General features: G+C 56.7%; 13 protein-coding genes. 6 read left to right on the top strand and 7 right to left on the bottom strand.

The genetic code is table 11. From position 1 onward, the window contains the following. Position 1: 1 nt before the first annotated feature. The 3 genes from yidD to rpmH are packed head-to-tail and all read right to left on the bottom strand — an operon-like array spanning position 2 to position 849. Positions 2-295, bottom strand: coding sequence for a membrane protein insertion efficiency factor YidD (gene yidD / locus ACQUWM_RS12680; protein ID WP_406988777.1), 294 nt, complete (start codon positions 293-295; stop codon positions 2-4). After that, positions 295-699 carry a ribonuclease P protein component gene (gene rnpA, locus ACQUWM_RS12685; RefSeq protein WP_428922398.1) on the bottom strand — a complete coding sequence of 135 codons (405 nt, stop codon included), beginning with the start codon at positions 697-699 and terminating at the stop codon, positions 295-297. Before rnpA ends, yidD begins: the two co-directional genes overlap by 1 nt. Before the next feature lie 15 nt (positions 700-714). Then, on the bottom strand, positions 715-849 hold the full coding sequence (gene rpmH, locus ACQUWM_RS12690; RefSeq protein WP_008172542.1) for a 50S ribosomal protein L34: 135 nt from the start codon (positions 847-849) through the stop codon (positions 715-717). Positions 850-1,496: 647 nt separating this feature from the next. On the opposite strand from rpmH, the gene dnaA reads away from it, so the two are divergent. The 5 genes from dnaA (at position 1,497) to gyrB (ending at position 9,258) form a co-directional block, all read left to right on the top strand. Beyond that, positions 1,497-2,948: a chromosomal replication initiator protein DnaA gene (gene dnaA / locus ACQUWM_RS12695; RefSeq protein WP_428922399.1), complete on the top strand. Its 1,452-nt coding sequence runs from the start codon at positions 1,497-1,499 to the stop codon at positions 2,946-2,948. A 56-nt stretch (positions 2,949-3,004) separates the two neighbouring features. Beyond that, positions 3,005-4,105, top strand: coding sequence for a DNA polymerase III subunit beta (gene dnaN / locus ACQUWM_RS12700; RefSeq protein ID WP_407001636.1), 1,101 nt, complete (start codon positions 3,005-3,007; stop codon positions 4,103-4,105). Between the two features lie 91 nt (positions 4,106-4,196). Continuing rightward, on the top strand, positions 4,197-5,471 hold the full coding sequence (locus tag ACQUWM_RS12705) for an ABC1 kinase family protein (RefSeq protein ID WP_407001637.1): 1,275 nt from the start codon (positions 4,197-4,199) through the stop codon (positions 5,469-5,471). A gap of 158 nt (positions 5,472-5,629) precedes the next feature. Further along, positions 5,630-6,760, top strand: a complete 1,131-nt coding sequence (recF, locus tag ACQUWM_RS12710; RefSeq protein WP_428922400.1) for a DNA replication/repair protein RecF — start codon at positions 5,630-5,632, stop codon at positions 6,758-6,760. Between the two features lie 83 nt (positions 6,761-6,843). Continuing rightward, positions 6,844-9,258, top strand: coding sequence for a DNA topoisomerase (ATP-hydrolyzing) subunit B (gyrB, locus tag ACQUWM_RS12715; protein WP_406988786.1), 2,415 nt, complete (start codon positions 6,844-6,846; stop codon positions 9,256-9,258). Positions 9,259-9,351: 93 nt separating this feature from the next. On the opposite strand, the gene ACQUWM_RS12720 is transcribed toward gyrB, so the two are convergent. The 4 genes from ACQUWM_RS12720 to ACQUWM_RS12735 form a co-directional block, all read right to left on the bottom strand. Beyond that, entirely contained in the window at positions 9,352-10,113 is a 762-nt protein-coding gene (locus tag ACQUWM_RS12720; RefSeq protein WP_407001639.1) for a VC0807 family protein, read from the bottom strand. Between the two features lie 97 nt (positions 10,114-10,210). Next, a complete protein-coding gene (locus ACQUWM_RS12725) occupies positions 10,211-11,929 on the bottom strand; it encodes a carbohydrate-binding module family 20 domain-containing protein (RefSeq protein ID WP_428922401.1) in 1,719 nt (572 codons plus the stop codon). Positions 11,930-12,303: 374 nt separating this feature from the next. Beyond that, positions 12,304-13,581, bottom strand: coding sequence for a 4-aminobutyrate--2-oxoglutarate transaminase (gabT, locus tag ACQUWM_RS12730; protein WP_407001641.1), 1,278 nt, complete (start codon positions 13,579-13,581; stop codon positions 12,304-12,306). Positions 13,582-13,697: 116 nt separating this feature from the next. Beyond that, positions 13,698-15,452 carry an ABC transporter transmembrane domain-containing protein gene (locus ACQUWM_RS12735; protein ID WP_428922402.1) on the bottom strand — a complete coding sequence of 585 codons (1,755 nt, stop codon included), beginning with the start codon at positions 15,450-15,452 and terminating at the stop codon, positions 13,698-13,700. A 254-nt stretch (positions 15,453-15,706) separates the two neighbouring features. Between ACQUWM_RS12735 and ACQUWM_RS12740 the strand changes: the two genes are divergently transcribed. After that, on the top strand, positions 15,707-17,515 hold the full coding sequence (locus tag ACQUWM_RS12740) for an ABCB family ABC transporter ATP-binding protein/permease (RefSeq protein ID WP_428922403.1): 1,809 nt from the start codon (positions 15,707-15,709) through the stop codon (positions 17,513-17,515). The last annotated feature ends 20 nt before the right edge of the window (positions 17,516-17,535 follow it).

Here is a 17,535-nt window from a genome sequence, read left to right on the forward strand (position 1 = left end):
CTTACTGTTTGGTCTGGTTCGTGTTATGGGAATGGGTAGCCTGCCCACAGGACGTTAATCCCGGGGTTTCCCCGCAATGGTCGGTACCCGGTACCGGATCATACCCGCCTTCGGCCCATGGATGACACCTCAACAATCGTCCTACGGCAAAAAAAAGTCCTTTGAAAGCACCATGATGGGTGATGGCTTCAACGGCGTATTGCGAGCAGGTTGGATAATGCCGGCAGTGGCTGGCCATCAGGGGACTGATTGCATACTGGTAGAGGCGGATTGGCAGGAGCAGCAATTTGCGCATTAATCCGTTCCTTTACCGGTGGGAGAGGGATCCGGTGTCGACGATTGAATATGTCGATGTTTTCGTATCAGCCGTGACCAGAGGTCATTCAGCGTCGCAGTGACGGTCTGGTTATCAAGCTGAGCCAGACCCTGCCTGCCAAGAACGATAATATCCAGGCCCGGTAGATCAGGCTGGAGCCTGAAGGTTTCCCGCACACGTCGTTTAATACGATTGCGCTGAACGGCAAGCTTCAGGTTTTTCTTGGAAAACACCAGACCGACCCTGGCGTGTCCCAACGAATTGGGAGTCGCCAGGATCAGAAAATTCCGGTGCGGAACTCTGATTCTTACGTCGTTGAAGACTTTGCCGTAATCGCCTGGTTTCAGTAACCGGTGGGATTTCGGGAAACTCAAAGCCTTCATGAGGCGGACGATGTCTTACGCAGACAGACGTGCGCGACCCTTCGCACGACGACGGGAAATCACTTTACGACCGTTGGCAGTGGCCATACGAGCACGGAAACCGTGAACGCGCTTACGCTTCAGTACGCTTGGTTGAAACGTTCTTTTCATGGTGATGATCTCACATTTCAGGTATTTGGAAATTCAATGGTTGGCTGGAAAATGAACAGCCAAAACAGGAGCGGCATTCTATGCAAACTGACGGACGAATTCAATGGCTAATGCAGGGGGAGGTGTGGAAAGTGCGGAGGAAGGGGTCACCTGGCCAATCACTAATAATATTAGTAGGTCTTTTTTAATCTTCTTAAGGATTAATTATTACTGTTATTACTGAGCGCCTTTTCTGTGGATAAGCGTATTTAGACCTTGAAATTCATGTCTTTAGGAGGTTTACAAAGAGGTTGACAAGGCGGCGTGAGATCTGTGCATAAGCGATGCAGGGATTGTGAGTAACTCCGGGGGGTGGTTAAAACCCGACTTATCCCTGCATTGGTCAAGAGGCTACGCACAGGGTTAAACGCAAGGTATACACACAGGGCTGTGGGTAACCGGCAGGTGTATTATTTTTCTGTACACAACCCTGTAGGTAAGTTTGTAAAAACTTGAAAATAAATAAAATAAATTTCCACAGGCTGTTCATGAACCGGTTTTTCCTCTTTTACTTGAGGGGCCCGCGGGGTAGAATTCCGGGTCATCTCTGGCATCGGGTTGAAGCAATCCGGTTTGAGAAAATTCTGAGGCATCGGAGGCAGGCTGTTGTGCCGAATACCATCTGGCATCAGTGTCTAGAAGTACTCCGGGACGAGTTTCCCGCCCAACAGTTCAATACCTGGCTGAGGCCCTTACAGTCTGACCACCGTGAAGGTCAGTTGATGCTGTTTGCGCCCAACCGGTTTGTTATGGACTGGGTGAACGAAAAATACCTCAGGCGTATAGAAGAAGTACTGAAGGATTTGAACGGGGGGCAGGCGCCCCGTGTGAACATGAAAGTCGGATCGGCGCCCAAGGCCGGAGATCTGGTGACACGTTCAGAGCCCAACAATCAGGCAGGTGGGGCTGCGCAGGAAGAAGCCGGCAGTTCGGTGACTGAAGAAGAGAAAGGCGTGGCGGCGACGGTCTCGTCTCCTTCCGTGAAACCCACCCATGACAGAGGGCGGCGTTCGGTTCAGGTAGAAGGCGATATCAAGCATCAGAGCTTCCTGAATGAGGGCTTTACCTTCGATACCTTTGTTGAGGGTAAATCCAACCAGTTGGCCAGGGCTGCGTCCATGCAGGTGGCTGAAAACCCTGGCGGCGCCTATAACCCATTGTTCCTGTATGGCGGCGTCGGTCTGGGTAAGACCCACCTGATGCACGCCATCGGCAATGACATCGTACGGCGCAATCCCCGCGCCAAGGTAGCCTACCTGCGTTCCGAACGGTTCGTTGCGGATATGGTCAAAGCGCTGCAGCTGAACGCCATCAATGAGTTCAAACGGTACTATCGCTCGGTGGATGCGTTGTTGATTGATGACATTCAGTTCTTCGCCCGCAAAGAGCGGTCCCAGGAAGAGTTTTTCCACACCTTCAATGCGTTGCTTGAGGGTGGGCAACAGGTCATCGTGACGTGCGACCGCTTCCCGAAAGAAATTGTGGATATGGAAGAGCGGCTCAAGTCGCGGTTCGGTTGGGGGCTGACGGTGATGGTGGAACCACCGGAGCTGGAAACCCGGGTTGCGATCCTGATGAAAAAAGCCGAGCAGGCCAACGTCAAGCTGAGCAGCGAAGCGGCTTTTTTTATTGCCCAGAAAATCCGATCGAATGTTCGGGAGCTAGAAGGGGCGCTTCGTTTGGTGATAGCGAATGCTCACTTCACCGGATCGGAAATTACCCCGCCGTTCATTCGTGAAAGCCTGAAAGATCTGTTGGCTCTGCATGAAAAGCAGGTCAGCATTGATAATATTCAGCGCACCGTAGCGGAGTATTACAAAATCAAGGTGGCGGATTTGCTGTCAAAACGGCGAACCCGGACGGTAACCCGTCCGCGGCAGGTGGCCATGTCATTGTCCAAGGAATTGACCAACCACAGTCTGCCGGAGATCGGCGATGCCTTTGGGGGCCGTGATCACACCACCGTCCTGCACGCCTGCAAGAAAATCGTGGAACTGCAGGAGACGGATCCCAGTATCCGTGAGGATTATCAGAACTTTATGAGGCTGCTGACCACCTGATCACCGGGATGGTTGCGGACAAACATTCACCTTCCAATAAAAGACTGCTGAGTGCCATGAAACTGACGATCAGCCGAGAATCACTGCTTACCCCGCTGCAATCCATTGCCGGGGTGGTAGAGCGCAAACAGACCATGCCGGTGCTGTCCAATGTGTTGCTGGTGGCCGAGGACAACACCCTCACCATGACCGGCACCAACATGGAAGTGGAGTTGGTGGGCCGGATCACGCCGGTGCATGTGGATCAGCCCGGGAAGATCACGGTGCCGGCCCGCAAACTGGCGGATATCTGCCGGGCACTGGGTGATGAAGCGCCCATCGAACTGGCCCTGGAGGGCGACCGGTTGCACCTGCGTTGCGGGGCAAGTCATTTCACCTTGTCGACGTTGCCGGCCGAGCATTTCCCGAATGTTGAGGATGATGCCGAGAGCTTTCGTCTGGAGCTGCCCCAGAAGGAGTTGGGACGTATGTTCGATGCCACGGCGTTTGCCATGGCCCAGCAGGACGTTCGCTACTACCTTAACGGGCTGCTGCTGGAAGTGGATCAGGGGCACGTGCGGACCGTGGCGACGGATGGCCACCGACTGGCAATGGCACACTTCGATCTGCCCACCGGCAGCGAACTCCGTCAGGTGATTGTGCCGCGTAAAGGTGTGCTGGAGTTGGCGCGTCTGCTGGATGACGTGGAGACGCCCGTTACCCTGGTGATCGGTGACAATCACCTGCGGGCGACCGTCGGAAGCTACACCTTTACGTCGAAACTGATCGAAGGCAAGTTCCCGGACTACAATCGCGTTGTTCCTCGCGGTGGCGATAAGATCGTCCTGGCCGATCGGTCGACACTGAAGAATACCCTGCAACGGGCGGGGATCCTGTCCCATGAGAATATTCGCGGTGTACGATTGAACCTGGCGCCTAATGAGCTTCAGGTATTCGCCAACAACCCGGACCAGGAACAGGCCGAAGACGCGCTGCCGGTGGAGTATCAGGGCGAATCACTGCAGATCGGCTTTAATGTAGGCTATCTGGTGGATGTGATGAACGCGCTGGATGAGGATCAGGTGAAGATTACCCTGTCCAACCCCAACAGCAGTGCGTTGATCGAAGCGCAGAACGATAATCGCTGCCTGTACGTGGTCATGCCCATGCGCCTGTGATGGTTGTTGAGCCGGGCCACAGGCAGGTGGCCCCGCGGCGGATGTCGGGGAACAGTTATACATCGGGTTCAGCTTAAGTCGAGGTGAAATAATGAAGGCAACGGTGACCAACAGTATCAAAGGCGCATTCCGGATCGGCCAGACGGTATCCGTGCTTGGCCGCACCGGTGTTAACTGGTTGCGGGGGGATCGGCCACCCACGCCACGGTTGTTGCGCCAGACCTTCGAATCCCTGGGTGCCACGTACATCAAGCTCGGGCAGTTCATAGCCAGTTCCCCCACGTTTTTCCCCAAGGAATATGTCGAGGAGTTCCAATACTGCCTCGATAAAACGCCGAACCTGCCTTTCAGTGTAATCCGGAAGATCATCCGGGAGGAGCTGGGGCGTCCCATCGATCAGGTGTTTGCCGAGATTGATCCGGTAGCCCTGGCGTCGGCGTCCATTGCCCAGGTTCATTCCGCCAGGCTGTTGACCGGTGAAGAGGTGGTTATCAAGGTGCAGAAGCCCGGGGTGGAAAACATTCTGCTGACGGATCTGAACTTCCTGTACCTGTCAGCGAAAATTCTGGAAACCCTGGCGCCGAAGCTGTCATGGACTTCGCTCTCGGGGATTGTGGAAGAAATCCAGCGCACCATGATGGAAGAGTGCGACTTCATCAAGGAAGCAAACAACCTGAAGGTGTTCCGCGATTTCCTCCACACCACCCACAATGAAGACGCGGCAGTGCCATTGGTGTATGAACATTGCAGCACCCGCCGCATTCTTACCATGGAACGATTCCATGGCGTTCCGCTGACGGATCTCGAGAGCATCCGTGGTTATGCCCGTGATCCGGAGCGAACGCTGATCACCGCGATGAACACCTGGTTTTCCAGTCTGACCCAGTGCGAGTTTTTCCACGCCGATGTCCATGCGGGCAACCTGATGGTGTTGAAGGACGGCCGGGTCGGATTTATCGATTTTGGTATTGTTGGTCGTATTCGTCCCGATACCTGGCAAGCAGTGAGTGATTTCATCTCCGCTGTTATGGTCGGTAATTTTGACGGTATGGCTGATGCCATGATCCGGATCGGAATTACTCACGAGCGGGTGGAAGCCTCGGCCCTGGCCGGCGACCTGCGCAAACTGTACCAGCAGATGGACACCATGGTGCCGGACCATGTGCCCTACGAAGCGGATCAGGCCGAGGATGATGTAAACAACATCCTTATGGATATGGTGAAAATTGGTGAAAGCCACGGTCTGCATTTCCCCAGGGAATTTGCCCTGCTGCTGAAGCAGTTCCTCTATTTTGATCGTTATGTGCATATCCTGGCGCCGGAAATGGATGTGTTCATGGATGAGCGACTGAACATGCTCCACTGAGCGTATCTACAGCCCTGGCGGGAGGACGTGGTGTGCTGGCGAATGTGCCTTAATCCGTCGCCTTCCTGCCGAGGGTTTTGTACACTAAGGCAGCACTCGCAAAGCGCGGGCGCTGCCTTTTTTGTTTCTGATTCACTCTCCGGAAAATCCCTGACTTTATGGCGCTGGTCAAACTGCAAACGGAACACTTCCGGAACCTTTCCTCCGCGCCTGTGAATTTCTCTCCGTCTTTCAACCTGCTGTCTGGCGAGAATGGCAGTGGCAAAACCAGTGTACTGGAAGCCATTGGATATCTGGGACTGGGGCGTTCCTTTCGAGTCAGTCGACACCAGGCCGTTGTACAACACGGGCAACAACGCCTGACGGTATTTGGCGGTCTCGACCAGGGGCTGGATGAAGTAACACGTCAGAGTGCGGAACCCGGAGCGCTGATACATCGATTGGGGTTCGCCCGGGACATCAGTCAAAAGGAAACCACGTTACGGGTGGACGGCGAAGCGGTAAAAAACCTGTCTTCGCTGGCACGTCACCTTCCGGTATCGGTGATTGATCCAGGTGTATTCGACATTGTCGCGGGTGGTCCGGGAAAGCGTCGGCAATTTCTGGACTGGGCAGTGTTCCACGTGGAACCTTCTTTTGCTTCTGTGTGGCAACAGTGTCAAAGAGTGACGTCACAGCGGAATCAAACGCTGAGAAATGGTAGACTAGACGAAGCCTTGATCCGGGTCTGGGACAGTCAGTATACGCAGTTGGCCAATCGACTGACGGAAGCCAGACGCGCTGCTTTTGCCTTGTTTGAATCGGCATTTGAGCGCTTGTTGGCAGAGGTTGATGCGCCCTGGGTCGAAGGCATGAAAATGGACTTTTACCCTGGCTGGGATATCAGCCAGTCCCTGTCCGATGTGCTTGCTGCTCATCGGGAGCAGGAGTTGCGGATGGGGCACACGTTGTATGGTCCCAATCGCGCAGATGTGAAGTTGCGGTTTCAGGGCCGGCCGGTTGCAGAGACCTTCTCCAGGGGGCAGCAGAAAACCCTTGTGATTCTGATGAAGATTGCTCAAGGCATGGTGCTGAGCAATCTTGGCAAGCAGGTTACGTTCTTGTTGGATGACATCAACGCCGAACTGGATGTCAGCCACCGGGCGATGCTTGCTCAAAAACTGTATGAATTGCGATGTCAGGTATTTATTACCTCCATCGAACCGCCCCGCCCTGATGAACTCTGGGGGGACGCAAAACCGGAATATCGGATGTTCCACGTGGAACATGGCAAATTGACGGAAGAATAAGATCTGGGTGGCGCAGCGTGGCGCTGGTAGGAATTGGAACCAGCCATACGGCAGACCCGGTAATCACCCATCAGGAGTACCTAATGAGCGAATCGAACTACAATTCCTCCAGTATCAAAGTCTTGAAAGGACTGGATGCGGTTCGGAAACGGCCCGGGATGTACATTGGCGACACCGACGATGGCACGGGTCTCCACCACATGGTGTTTGAGCTGGTGGATAACTCCATTGATGAGGCCCTGGCCGGCCATTGCTCCGAGATTGGCGTTATTATCCACCCGGACGAGTCCGTTACGGTCAAGGACAATGGCCGGGGGATTCCAACCGACCTGCACGAAGAGGAAGGGGTATCCGCAGCGGAAGTTATCATGACCGTGCTTCACGCCGGCGGTAAGTTTGATGATAACTCCTACAAGGTTTCCGGTGGTCTGCATGGCGTGGGCGTCTCTGTTGTAAACGCCCTCTCCTCTACCCTTACGCTGACCATCCGCAGGGAAGGCAAGGTATACGAACAGTCCTACAGCCATGGCGTACCGAATGCACCTCTGGGTGTGGTGGGCGACACCGATGCCAGTGGCACCAAGGTTCACTTCATTCCGTCTCCGGACACCTTTACCCATATTGAATTCCACTACGATATTCTGGCCAAACGGCTCCGTGAGCTGGCATTCCTTAACAGTGGGGTCCGTATTCGCCTTACTGACGAGCGTAGTGGCAAGGAAGAGGTCTTTGAATACGAAGGCGGGCTGCGGGCATTCGTAGAGCACCTGAATAGCACCAAGACGCCCATTAACCGGGTTTTCCACTTCAATAACGAGCGGGAAGACGGTATCGCGGTGGAAGTGGCCATGCAGTGGAACGATGCCTTCCAGGAAAACATCTACTGCTTCACCAACAACATCCCGCAGCGTGACGGTGGTACCCACCTGGCCGGCTTCCGCGCGGCCCTGACTCGTTCTCTCAATAACTACATTGAACATGAAGGCCTGGGCAAGAAAGCCAAAGTCAGTACTTCCGGTGACGACGCCCGTGAAGGTCTGACGGCAATCATCAGTGTGAAAGTGCCCGATCCGAAGTTCTCCTCCCAGACCAAGGACAAGCTGGTGTCGTCGGAAGTGAAAACGGCGGTGGAGCAGGAGTTGTATCAGTCTTTTGCCGACTTTCTGCAGGAGCAGCCCAACGAAGCCAAGCTCATCGTGAACAAGATGATCGAGGCCGCGCGGGCCCGTGAAGCGGCGCGTAAGGCCCGGGACATGACCCGGCGCAAAGGCGCCCTGGATATTGCCGGACTGCCAGGAAAACTGGCGGACTGCCAGGAAAAAGACCCTGCCCTGTCTGAACTGTTCATTGTGGAGGGTGACTCGGCCGGTGGTAGTGCCAAGCAGGGCCGCGCCCGCAAGACCCAGGCCATTCTTCCGCTGAAAGGTAAGATCCTCAACGTGGAAAAAGCCCGTTTCGACAAGATGCTGTCATCCGCGGAAGTGGGCACGCTGATCACGGCGCTGGGTTGTGGTATTGGTCGCGAGGAGTTCAATCCGGAGAAACTCCGTTATCACTCCATCATCATCATGACCGATGCGGACGTGGACGGTTCCCACATCCGAACCCTGCTGCTGACGTTCCTGTTCCGTCAGATGCGCGAAATCATCGAGCGTGGGCACGTGTTTATCGCGATGCCGCCGCTGTACAAGGTCAAGCGCGGCAAGCAGGAGCAATACCTGAAAGACGAGAAGGCCAAGGTCTCCTACCTGACCCAGACGGCCCTGGAAGGCGCTCAGCTGTTCGTGAACCCGGAGGCACCGGCAATCAAGGATTCGGCACTGGAAACCATGGTGAAGGATTACCAGGCAGTGATGGCGATGATCGATCGACTGTCCCGCGCCTATCCAGCCAAAGTACTGGAGCAGATGCTGCAGAACGTGACCCTGAAGCCGGAAGACCTGAAAGAGGAAGAAGCGGTTGCACGTTGGGTCGCACGTCTGGGCGAGGGCCTGGATCTGGATACCCGTACCGGCACCAAGTACACGTTCTCGGTGGAAAAGGATTCCGAGCGCAACCTCTACCTGCCCAAGGTAGTGATCTACGTGCACGGGATTCCCTACACCCACGTGTTCAACCATGAGTTCTTCGAATCCTCCTCCTACGCCGCCATTGCGCGAATGGGTGAAACCCTGGATGGAATGATTGAGGAAGGCGCCTACATTCAGCGCGGTGAGCGTAAGCAGACCGTGTTGTCCTTCGAAGGCGCCCTGGCCTGGTTGATGAAGGAAGCCCAGCGCGGCCTCAACATCCAGCGCTATAAGGGGTTGGGTGAAATGAATCCGGAGCAGCTGTGGGAAACCACCATGGATCCGGAAACCCGTCGCATGATGAAGGTCACCATCGAGGATGCCATTGCTGCAGACCAGATCTTCACCACGCTTATGGGGGATGACGTTGAACCGCGTCGTGCCTTTATCCAGACTAACGCTCTGGAAGTGACCAATCTGGACGTGTGATCACACCTGCGCCAGTGAAGTAATAAAAAAGGCGACCAAATGGTCGCCTTTTTTATTGAAAATCAAAGAGTTGTTTTCTTCCTATCCGGCAGCCTACTTTCCCGACCCGGAATCCGAGGATCCGCTGTTCTCATGTTGGTCTGCGAGATGCGGCGCCATCACCTCTTCCAGGGTATAACCGGTGAGCCGGCGAATGGCGCGCCACAGATAATAGAAAATGGCGATCATCATGATCATCGATGGAATGGCGATCATCGGGTAACTCACCAACGTCATCTGGCCCAGCTCCTCATTGAAGGCCTGGGTACCGGAGGGACTGACGACAATCCACCTCGCCAGAACATAGTTCATGATGGAAGAAAACAGGAACGTCAGACTGAAGAAATAGGTCGCCTTCAACAGTCTTGCCTCAAACTCGTCTTCGCTACCCTGCTCTTTCAGCGCTGCCTGGATCTTGTCGACGTTCAGAACCGACGGGTTGTACAGCAAGGTGCGCACCAGGGGATATTTGGTGCGTGTGGATATCAGCACGGCCAAACCAATGATGGCGGGAATGGCCGCTTCCTTGATCGCCAGCCACCCGGCGTCCAGTTCCAGCAGCCCAATACCACCGGTCAGCCCCACGCTGATCAGACCCAGCACCGCAATAAAGTTCTTCTTGTGGTACTTGATGAGTTCGAAAAGCCCCCATCCCAGAGGAAAGGCCAGGCCAATGAGCAGGGCATTCACGCTGCCCAGATACTCATCACCGCTCAGCTTCATCAGAATCACGGAGGGAATAATAATACTGACCAGTAAATCAACCCAGGGCCTTGGCTTGTGGTCCGGAACGTTGGAGGAATTCGGAGATGTCATGGTTTAGCCTGGTTGGTGAAACAACAGCAGGCCGAAAGGCACTGCCGGAGAACTCCCCGGCAGTATACGATGAATCGAACGGGTTACGTAAGCGGGGTCAGAAGCTTCCCGACGTACTCGCCGCAGAGCCGGAGTCCCCGGTTTGCAGGAGATTGTTGGCCCCGGGTTGCCAGACTAACTGGCTATCCGGGGCGGTCTCACTGCGTTTGATACACTTCCATTCAATGCTGGCATTAGCGGGCATAGTGAAGACGCCGTTCCAGGTCGGGTAACTATCCGAATCCAGTTTGAGTGCGTCTGCAGGCGACCAGTTGCCAAGTTCGCTGTTGTTGCCGGTCACATACACACTTTGGCCCCAGTCGGTGGAACCGTTGGCGCACTCAAAGGCCACCGTAACGCCCTCATTGTCCGTTGGCTCGTCGTTATCACCACCGCCACAGGGCGCGCCTGTGTGTAGTGCCGCTGCCTCCATCGGAGGGATATCCAGCGTCACCTGTCCGTTCTGGACACCGACACAGCTACCGTCTCCGGCGATGTTGCGATACTGACCGTCCGGAAGCGAGGTATTGAAGGTTCGTGAAAGAGTCCCGCCTTCCCGGTTGATCGCCACAAAGCCCTTGCTGCCGCGATTGAATGCAATCTGGTTGTTGCCGTTGTCCCACCAGCCGGATACCCCGGTACCATCAGTCACGTTGCGGAATTCCACCATACCGGCAATGGCGTCCCAGCGATGTTCACAGACCCAGCCGTCACCACATTGCGCGCTACCATTCTGATAAACGGCCTGGGCGGGCGGTCCCTGATCACCGTCGGAGAAGCTGTAGCTGGACATCACCTTCGGGTAGCCATAAGGCCAGGCCAACATGAACACGTTGGCGAGGTTGTACACGCTGCCGTCCTTGTAGGTCACAACGTTACTGCCGCCGGCACCATGGCCACGCTGATTGTCATGGTTATCGGTGAACACCACAGCATCACCACCGGCCAGGAACCCCCAGCTCTCACCAAAACTGTTCAGATTGGCCAGTTGCTGGTTCTTGAACACATCGCCAATGGCGGCGCTGTAGCGAAACTCCGTGACATCGGAAATACCGGTGTACTCCCCGGCACTCACCGCCTCGCCCCCCAGGTCGATCACTTCCTGGAACACATAGAGCGGATCGTTCAACCCCGACAGGATACCGCTGATGTCGGACGGCGACATATGCTTGGCCGCATCAATGCGAATGCCCTTCACACCCAGGGATGTCAGCTGATTCAGATAGCCGGCAATGGTGTTCTGCACGTAGCCATCTGCAGTATCCAGATCCGGCAACCCCACCAGCTGACAGTTCCGCACCCGCCAGGCATCGGTGCCGTAGTCTTCAGGATGGATGGTGCAGGGAGTGTGAAAATCGTTGCTGCTGTAAATGGGGTAACTGAGGGAACTGGAGTCATAGCCCGAGCCGGCAGTGCCTGTTCCGGAACCGTTGGCCATATGATTGATCACCGCGTCGGCGTAGACATCGACACCGGCGGCGTTGCAGCGCTGAACCATATCCGCAAAGGCGCTGGCATCGCCACCACGGCCCTGCAGCTGATAACTGACCGGCTGATACCGGGTCCACCAGGCACTGCCCTGGATATGCTCCTGAGGCGGCGACACCTGCACAGCACTAAAGCCCTTCGGCCCCAGAAAGTTTTCACACTCCTGAGCGACGTCGCTCCATTTCCATTCAAACAGATGAACAAACGCGCCCGCCTGGGCCTGTTGAGTGGGTAACACCATGGCCACGCCCAGGGCGGCCCCGGCGACAAACCGATGTAGTGGGATCATTGCATGCTCCTGTATTGTCTTTGTTGTGGTGCATTCTGTTGTCAGCCAACGGTTGGTTGTTTTCTATTCAGATTGGCTGACAAGTAGCAACATGCATTGCGCAATCTTTAGGCAGAACATCCTTGAGTCATAAAAAAGGGGCGTAGTACCAGGGAGGATCTATTTTTTGGTCACACCAGAAGTACGAAGCGTCGGTGAGGGCAGGCGTTCGGAAACTGTGCGGAGCCATGGATGGCGGAGCCCAAGCGTCCCATGGATGGGCTTGAAGCGTGTTTCCGAACGCCTGCCCTCACCGATGCCTGCACCCATTCCGGAGACCAAAAAAAAGCCGGGCGTATAGCCCGGCTCCGGTCTTCAGAAAAGTTTGAAGGGAATTAAGCCCCAACTTCCTTCAGGCTTTCTTCCACAATTGCCAAGCCTTCTTCCAGCACAGCATCCTCGATGGTCACCGGCATCAGGAACCGCAACGTATTGCCGTACATACCGCAGCTCAGCAGAATCAGCCCCTTCTCCTTGGCCTTCTTGGTCACCGCTGCCGCAAGATCCGGCCTGGGCGTACGGCTGTCCTTGCTTTCCACCAGCTCGAAAGCCGCCATGGGACCAAGGTTACGCACATTATCCACATGCTCGAACTGGTCCTGCCACTGACTGAAACGCTGGTTCAGCTTGTCGCCGAGTGCCTGGGCCTTACCCAGAATATCCTCTTCCTGGAACACCTCGAACACCGCCAACGCCGCCGCACAGGCCGTCGGACTGCCGGTGTAGGTGCCGCCAAGCGAGTTCGGGCCGGACGCATCCATGTAATTGTCGGTACCGACGATGGCGGAAATCGGCATACCGTCAGCCATGCTCTTGGCCATGGTAATCATATCCGGCTCAACGCCGCTGTGTTCAATGGCGAACATCTTGCCGGTTCTGCCAAAGCCACTCTGCACCTCATCCACAATCATCAGGATATCGTTCTCGTCGCAGATCTTGCGGATCTCCTTGAGAAAGCTCGTCGGTGCAGCATAGAAACCGCCCTCACCCAATACTGGCTCAATGACGATTGCTGCAGTATGGCTTGCCGGGGAATCGGCCTTCATCGCCATCTTCAGGCCGCGCAGCGCCTCGTCTTCGCTGACGCCGTGATAGGGCACCGGGAAAGGCGCGCGGTACACCGTGCCGGGCATCGGACCGAAGTCGGTCTGGTAGGGCGCGGCCTTGCCGTTCATCGCCATGGTGTAGAAGGTACGTCCGTGGTAGCCGCCGTCAAAACAGATCACGTTGGTGCGGCCAGTGGCAGCACGGGCAATCTTGATGGCGTTTTCCAGGGCTTCGGCACCGGAGTTGGCCAGCATGACCTTGGCGTGGCCGCGTACCGGGCTCACACTGCTGAGTTTCTCTGCCAGCTTAACGTAGCCCTCATAGGGCATGACCGTCTGGCAGGTGTGCATCAGCTTGTCGAGCTGGGCCTTCACGGCTTCCACCACCTTCGGGTGGCGGTGGCCGATGTTGAGGACACCGATGCCGCCGGCAAAATCGATCATCCGGTTGCCATCGGCATCCCACAGTTCCGCGTTGGTTGCGTGATCGGCAAACTGTTCATTGGGACTTGCCGCGCCCGCTGCAACGTAGCGTTCTTTGAGTGCCTGCAATTCTTTATTGCTCACTTTGCCATTCTCCCTGGTATCAGGTTCGAATATTCGGCGGCGACCGGGCTATGCCGGGTCGCCGCCCTGGAATCTCTCTATCAGTGTAAGGAGTACGGTGACGGTTCACAAACCGACTAATTGATAGCAGTGGCCGTTTCCTCCCCGGAATCGCGGAACTGCAGCCGTGCCAGACGCTGGTAGAGCGGGTTGCGCTGCATCAGCTCGTCATGGCGACCGATATCCTGAAGTTTACCCTGATCCATCACCGCAATCCGGTCGGCATCGCGAACCGTGGCCAGACGGTGGGCAATGACCAGCGTGGTTCTTTGTTCGGTCAGCGCCGGCATCGCCTGCTGAATCAGGTGTTCGCTTTCTGCATCCAGCGCGCTGGTGGCTTCATCCAGTAGCAGAATGGGGGCATCCGCCAGTAACGCACGGGCAATGGCCAGTCGTTGTTGTTGACCGCCCGATAGCCCGAGACCGCTGTCTCCCAACCGGGTGTCATACCCTTGTGGCAGCGCCTGGATGAATTCATCGGCGTGGGCAATAACGGCGGCTGCCCTCACCTCCTCCAGACTGGCTGTTGGCCGGGCATAGCGAATGTTGTCCAGCACGGAACCATGAAACAGCGCCGGATCCTGGGGCACGAGGGCAAAACACCGTCGCAGGTCCGCCAGGGTGAGCTTGCAGGCAGGAATGCCGTCGATGTTGATGGTGCCGGCTTCCGGTTCGTAGAAGCGCAGCAGCAGATCTAACAGGGTGGATTTGCCGGCACCGGAAGGGCCCACCAGCGCCAGCGTCTCACCGGCACGGATGTGGAGGTCCAGGTGGTTGATGGCGGCTACCTCCTGCCGCGACGGATAGCGAAAAGTCAGCCCCTGAATGTCGATCCGGCCGCTGACGTTGGCTGGCAGCGGTACCGCGTTCTCCGGTTCGCTGGTCAGTTCCGATGGCGTCTGCAACAGTTCAAACAATCGGGCCGCGGAACCGGCGGCGCGCTGGAGCTCTCCGATCACTTCGCTGAGTGCGCCGGCGGCCACCCCGACCAGCAGACTGTAGAACACGAAAGCGGCCAGTTCACCGGGGCTGATCCGGCCATGGATGACATCCAGCCCACCGATCCACAGCACCACCCCAACGGCCCCCATGACCAGCGCGATCGCCAACGCTGTCAGCCAGGACCGTTGCTGAATGCGGGCACGGGCTATGTCGAACGCCCGCTCCGACACTTCAGCGAAAAAGCGGCGGTCGTGGGGCTGATGATTGAACGCCTGAACGGTTTTTATCTGGGCCAGATTTTCACCCACGTAACTGCCGACATCGGCCACCCGGTCCTGGCTGAGACGGGATAACTGACGGACCCGGCGACCGAAAAACAGAATCGGTACGATCACCAGCGGGAAGCCCAGAAAAATCACACTGGCCAGCTTGGCGTTGGTGACAAACAACAACATCAGGCCACCCACCAGCATCAGCGCATTGCGCAGGGCAATAGAGATCGTGGAGCCGATCACCGACTGCAACACCGTGGTATCGGCGGTAAACCGGGACTGGATCTCCAGCGCCCGGTTCTTTTCAAAGAAGCCGGGATGCAGGTCAATCAGGTGGTTAAAGACCTGCTTGCGGATATCCGCCACCACCCGCTCCCCGATCCAGGACACCAGGTAAAACCGCGAAAACGACCCGACCGCCAGGCCCAGCACCAGCACAAAAAACAGACCGATGGCCCTCGCCAGGTTCTCGGGCGATTGGGTAGCCAATCCCTGGTCCACCAGAATTCGTAAACCCTGACCAAGGCCAAGGGTAATGCCAGCAGTGATGATTAGCGCCACCACGGCGCCAACCACCGCCCGACGGTAGGGGCTGATAAATCCAATAACCAGCTTCAAGGCCTTGCGGTGACGGGTGTTAATGATATGCCTCCTGGATGCGCCGTGCTGTAAACTCTGGCGACTATACGGTTTGTACTCGTAACAAGACCTATCATACAGCTATGTAAGAGCGTGCGGGGTGGAACGGCCTGCCAGGACCGTCAAAAGCCAGGGATGGCTTTTGCCGAGCGTACAGGGACGTATTTACAGCGTGTCCTGGCAGGCCGTTCCACCCCGTGCGCTCGACTACTCCGAAGCCGAAGGAAGACCTAGTGCGCGCTTACGCCGATAACGACTACCCCGCTGACCACAAACCGGATTGGAAGGTCATAGCCGGCCTCTGGCCCTATCTGGCGGAATTCCGCGGCCGTGTATTCCTGGCCCTGGGCTTCCTGGTGATCTCCAAGCTGGCCACCGTGGCGACACCGGTAGCACTGAAATACATTGTGGATTACCTGGACCAGAACCGGGGCGGTGAGCTTTTATTGTGGATTCCGGTCCTGCTGGTGGTGGCTTACGGCCTGCTCCGCTTTGGCAGCACCCTGTTCAGTGAGCTTCGGGACGCCGTCTTCGCGCGAGTGGCGGAGCGGGCCATGCGGCGGGTGTCCTTGCGGGTGTTTGAACATCTGCACAATCGGGAACTGGCCTTTCATCTGGACCGCAAGACCGGTGGCCTGGCCCGGGATATCGAGCGCGGTACCAACGGTATCAGCTTTTTGCTGCGTTTCACTCTGTTCAACATAGTGCCCACCCTTCTCGAAATCCTGATGGTCGCTGGCATCCTGTTTGTGGTGTTCAACGTGGGCTATGTGCTGGCGATTCTGGTGGCGGTGGTGGTCTACGTGGTGTTTTCCATCAAGGTCACCGAGTGGCGGACAAAGTTTGTACGGGAAGCCAATGCCCGGGACAACCAGTCCAACTCGCGGGCGGTGGACAGCCTGCTCAATTACGAGACGGTGAAGTATTTCAATAACGAGAACTTTGAGGCACAGCTCTATGACCGGGACCTGGAGGACTGGGAACAGGCCCGCCTGAAAAACCGGTTGTCACTGGCGGCCCTGAATTCGGGGCAAGCCCTGATTATCGGCCTGGCGATGATTGCCATTATGGCCATGGCCGTGCGGGAAGTGGCCAGCGGCGAGATCACCCTGGGTGACTTCACCATGATCAACGCCTACCTGTTGCAACTGTTTATCCCGCTGAATGCCCTGGGGTTTGTCTACCGCGAAATCCGTCAGGCGCTGGTGAATGTGGAGCGTCTGTTCGGGCTGCTGGGTGACCAGCCGGGCATTGAGGACGCTCCTGATGCCAGGGCTCTGGCTGTGGATAACGGAGAGGTTCGCTTTCGCCACGTCCATTTTGCCTACCGCCCGGACCGCCCGATTCTGCAGGACGTGGATTTTTCGATTCCGGCGGGCCATACCGTGGCCGTGGTCGGCGCCAGCGGTGCCGGCAAGTCTACCCTCGCCCGGCTGCTGTTCCGTTTCTTTGATGTGGATAAGGGCGCTATTACCATCGATGGTCAGGATATCCGCAACGTCACCCAGGACAGCCTGCGCGCCGCCATCGGCGTGGTGCCCCAGGATACGGTGCTGTTCAACGATACGCTTTATCGCAACCTGGCCTATGGCCGACCGGAGGCCAGCGAGGAAGAGGTGTACCAAGCGGCGCGTATGGCGCATCTGGAAGACTTTATCCACAGCCTGCCCGATGGCTACGAGACCCGGGTCGGTGAACGCGGGCTGAAACTGTCCGGTGGCGAAAAGCAGCGGGTGGCCATTGCCCGGGTGATTCTGAAGAACCCGCCGCTGCTGATTCTGGACGAGGCCACGTCGTCACTGGATTCGCTGTCCGAGCAGGCCATTCTGGGGGCGTTGAAGGAAGTCAGCCAGCAGCGGACGACGCTGGTCATCGCCCACCGCCTTTCCACGGTGCGGGATGCCGACGCCATTCTGGTAATGGATGGCGGCCGGATTGTGGAAAGCGGCCACCACAACGACCTGTTGGCCCGGGGTGGCCGCTATGCACATCTGTGGGAGCAGCAGCATCGGAGCGATGATAACTCCCAGTTGAGCCAGTAAGCGGAGGGCCCTGCCAAAAC

This window comes from Marinobacter sp. DUT-3 (assembly GCF_050379435.1).
Classification (GTDB): Bacteria; Pseudomonadota; Gammaproteobacteria; order Pseudomonadales; family Oleiphilaceae; genus Marinobacter.

What these genes read in the sequence shown, in the direction of transcription:
- yidD (WP_406988777.1), bottom strand. Translation starts at nt 295, where the DNA reads ATGCGCAAATTGCTGCTCCTGCCAATCCGCCTCTACCAGTATGCAATC.
- rnpA (WP_428922398.1), bottom strand. Translation starts at nt 699, where the DNA reads ATGAAGGCTTTGAGTTTCCCGAAATCCCACCGGTTACTGAAACCAGGC.
- rpmH (WP_008172542.1), bottom strand. Translation starts at nt 849, where the DNA reads ATGAAAAGAACGTTTCAACCAAGCGTACTGAAGCGTAAGCGCGTTCAC.
- dnaN (WP_407001636.1), top strand. Translation starts at nt 3,005, where the DNA reads ATGAAACTGACGATCAGCCGAGAATCACTGCTTACCCCGCTGCAATCC.
- ACQUWM_RS12705 (WP_407001637.1), top strand. Translation starts at nt 4,197, where the DNA reads ATGAAGGCAACGGTGACCAACAGTATCAAAGGCGCATTCCGGATCGGC.
- recF (WP_428922400.1), top strand. Translation starts at nt 5,630, where the DNA reads ATGGCGCTGGTCAAACTGCAAACGGAACACTTCCGGAACCTTTCCTCC.
- gyrB (WP_406988786.1), top strand. Translation starts at nt 6,844, where the DNA reads ATGAGCGAATCGAACTACAATTCCTCCAGTATCAAAGTCTTGAAAGGA.
- ACQUWM_RS12720 (WP_407001639.1), bottom strand. Translation starts at nt 10,113, where the DNA reads ATGACATCTCCGAATTCCTCCAACGTTCCGGACCACAAGCCAAGGCCC.
- ACQUWM_RS12725 (WP_428922401.1), bottom strand. Translation starts at nt 11,929, where the DNA reads ATGATCCCACTACATCGGTTTGTCGCCGGGGCCGCCCTGGGCGTGGCC.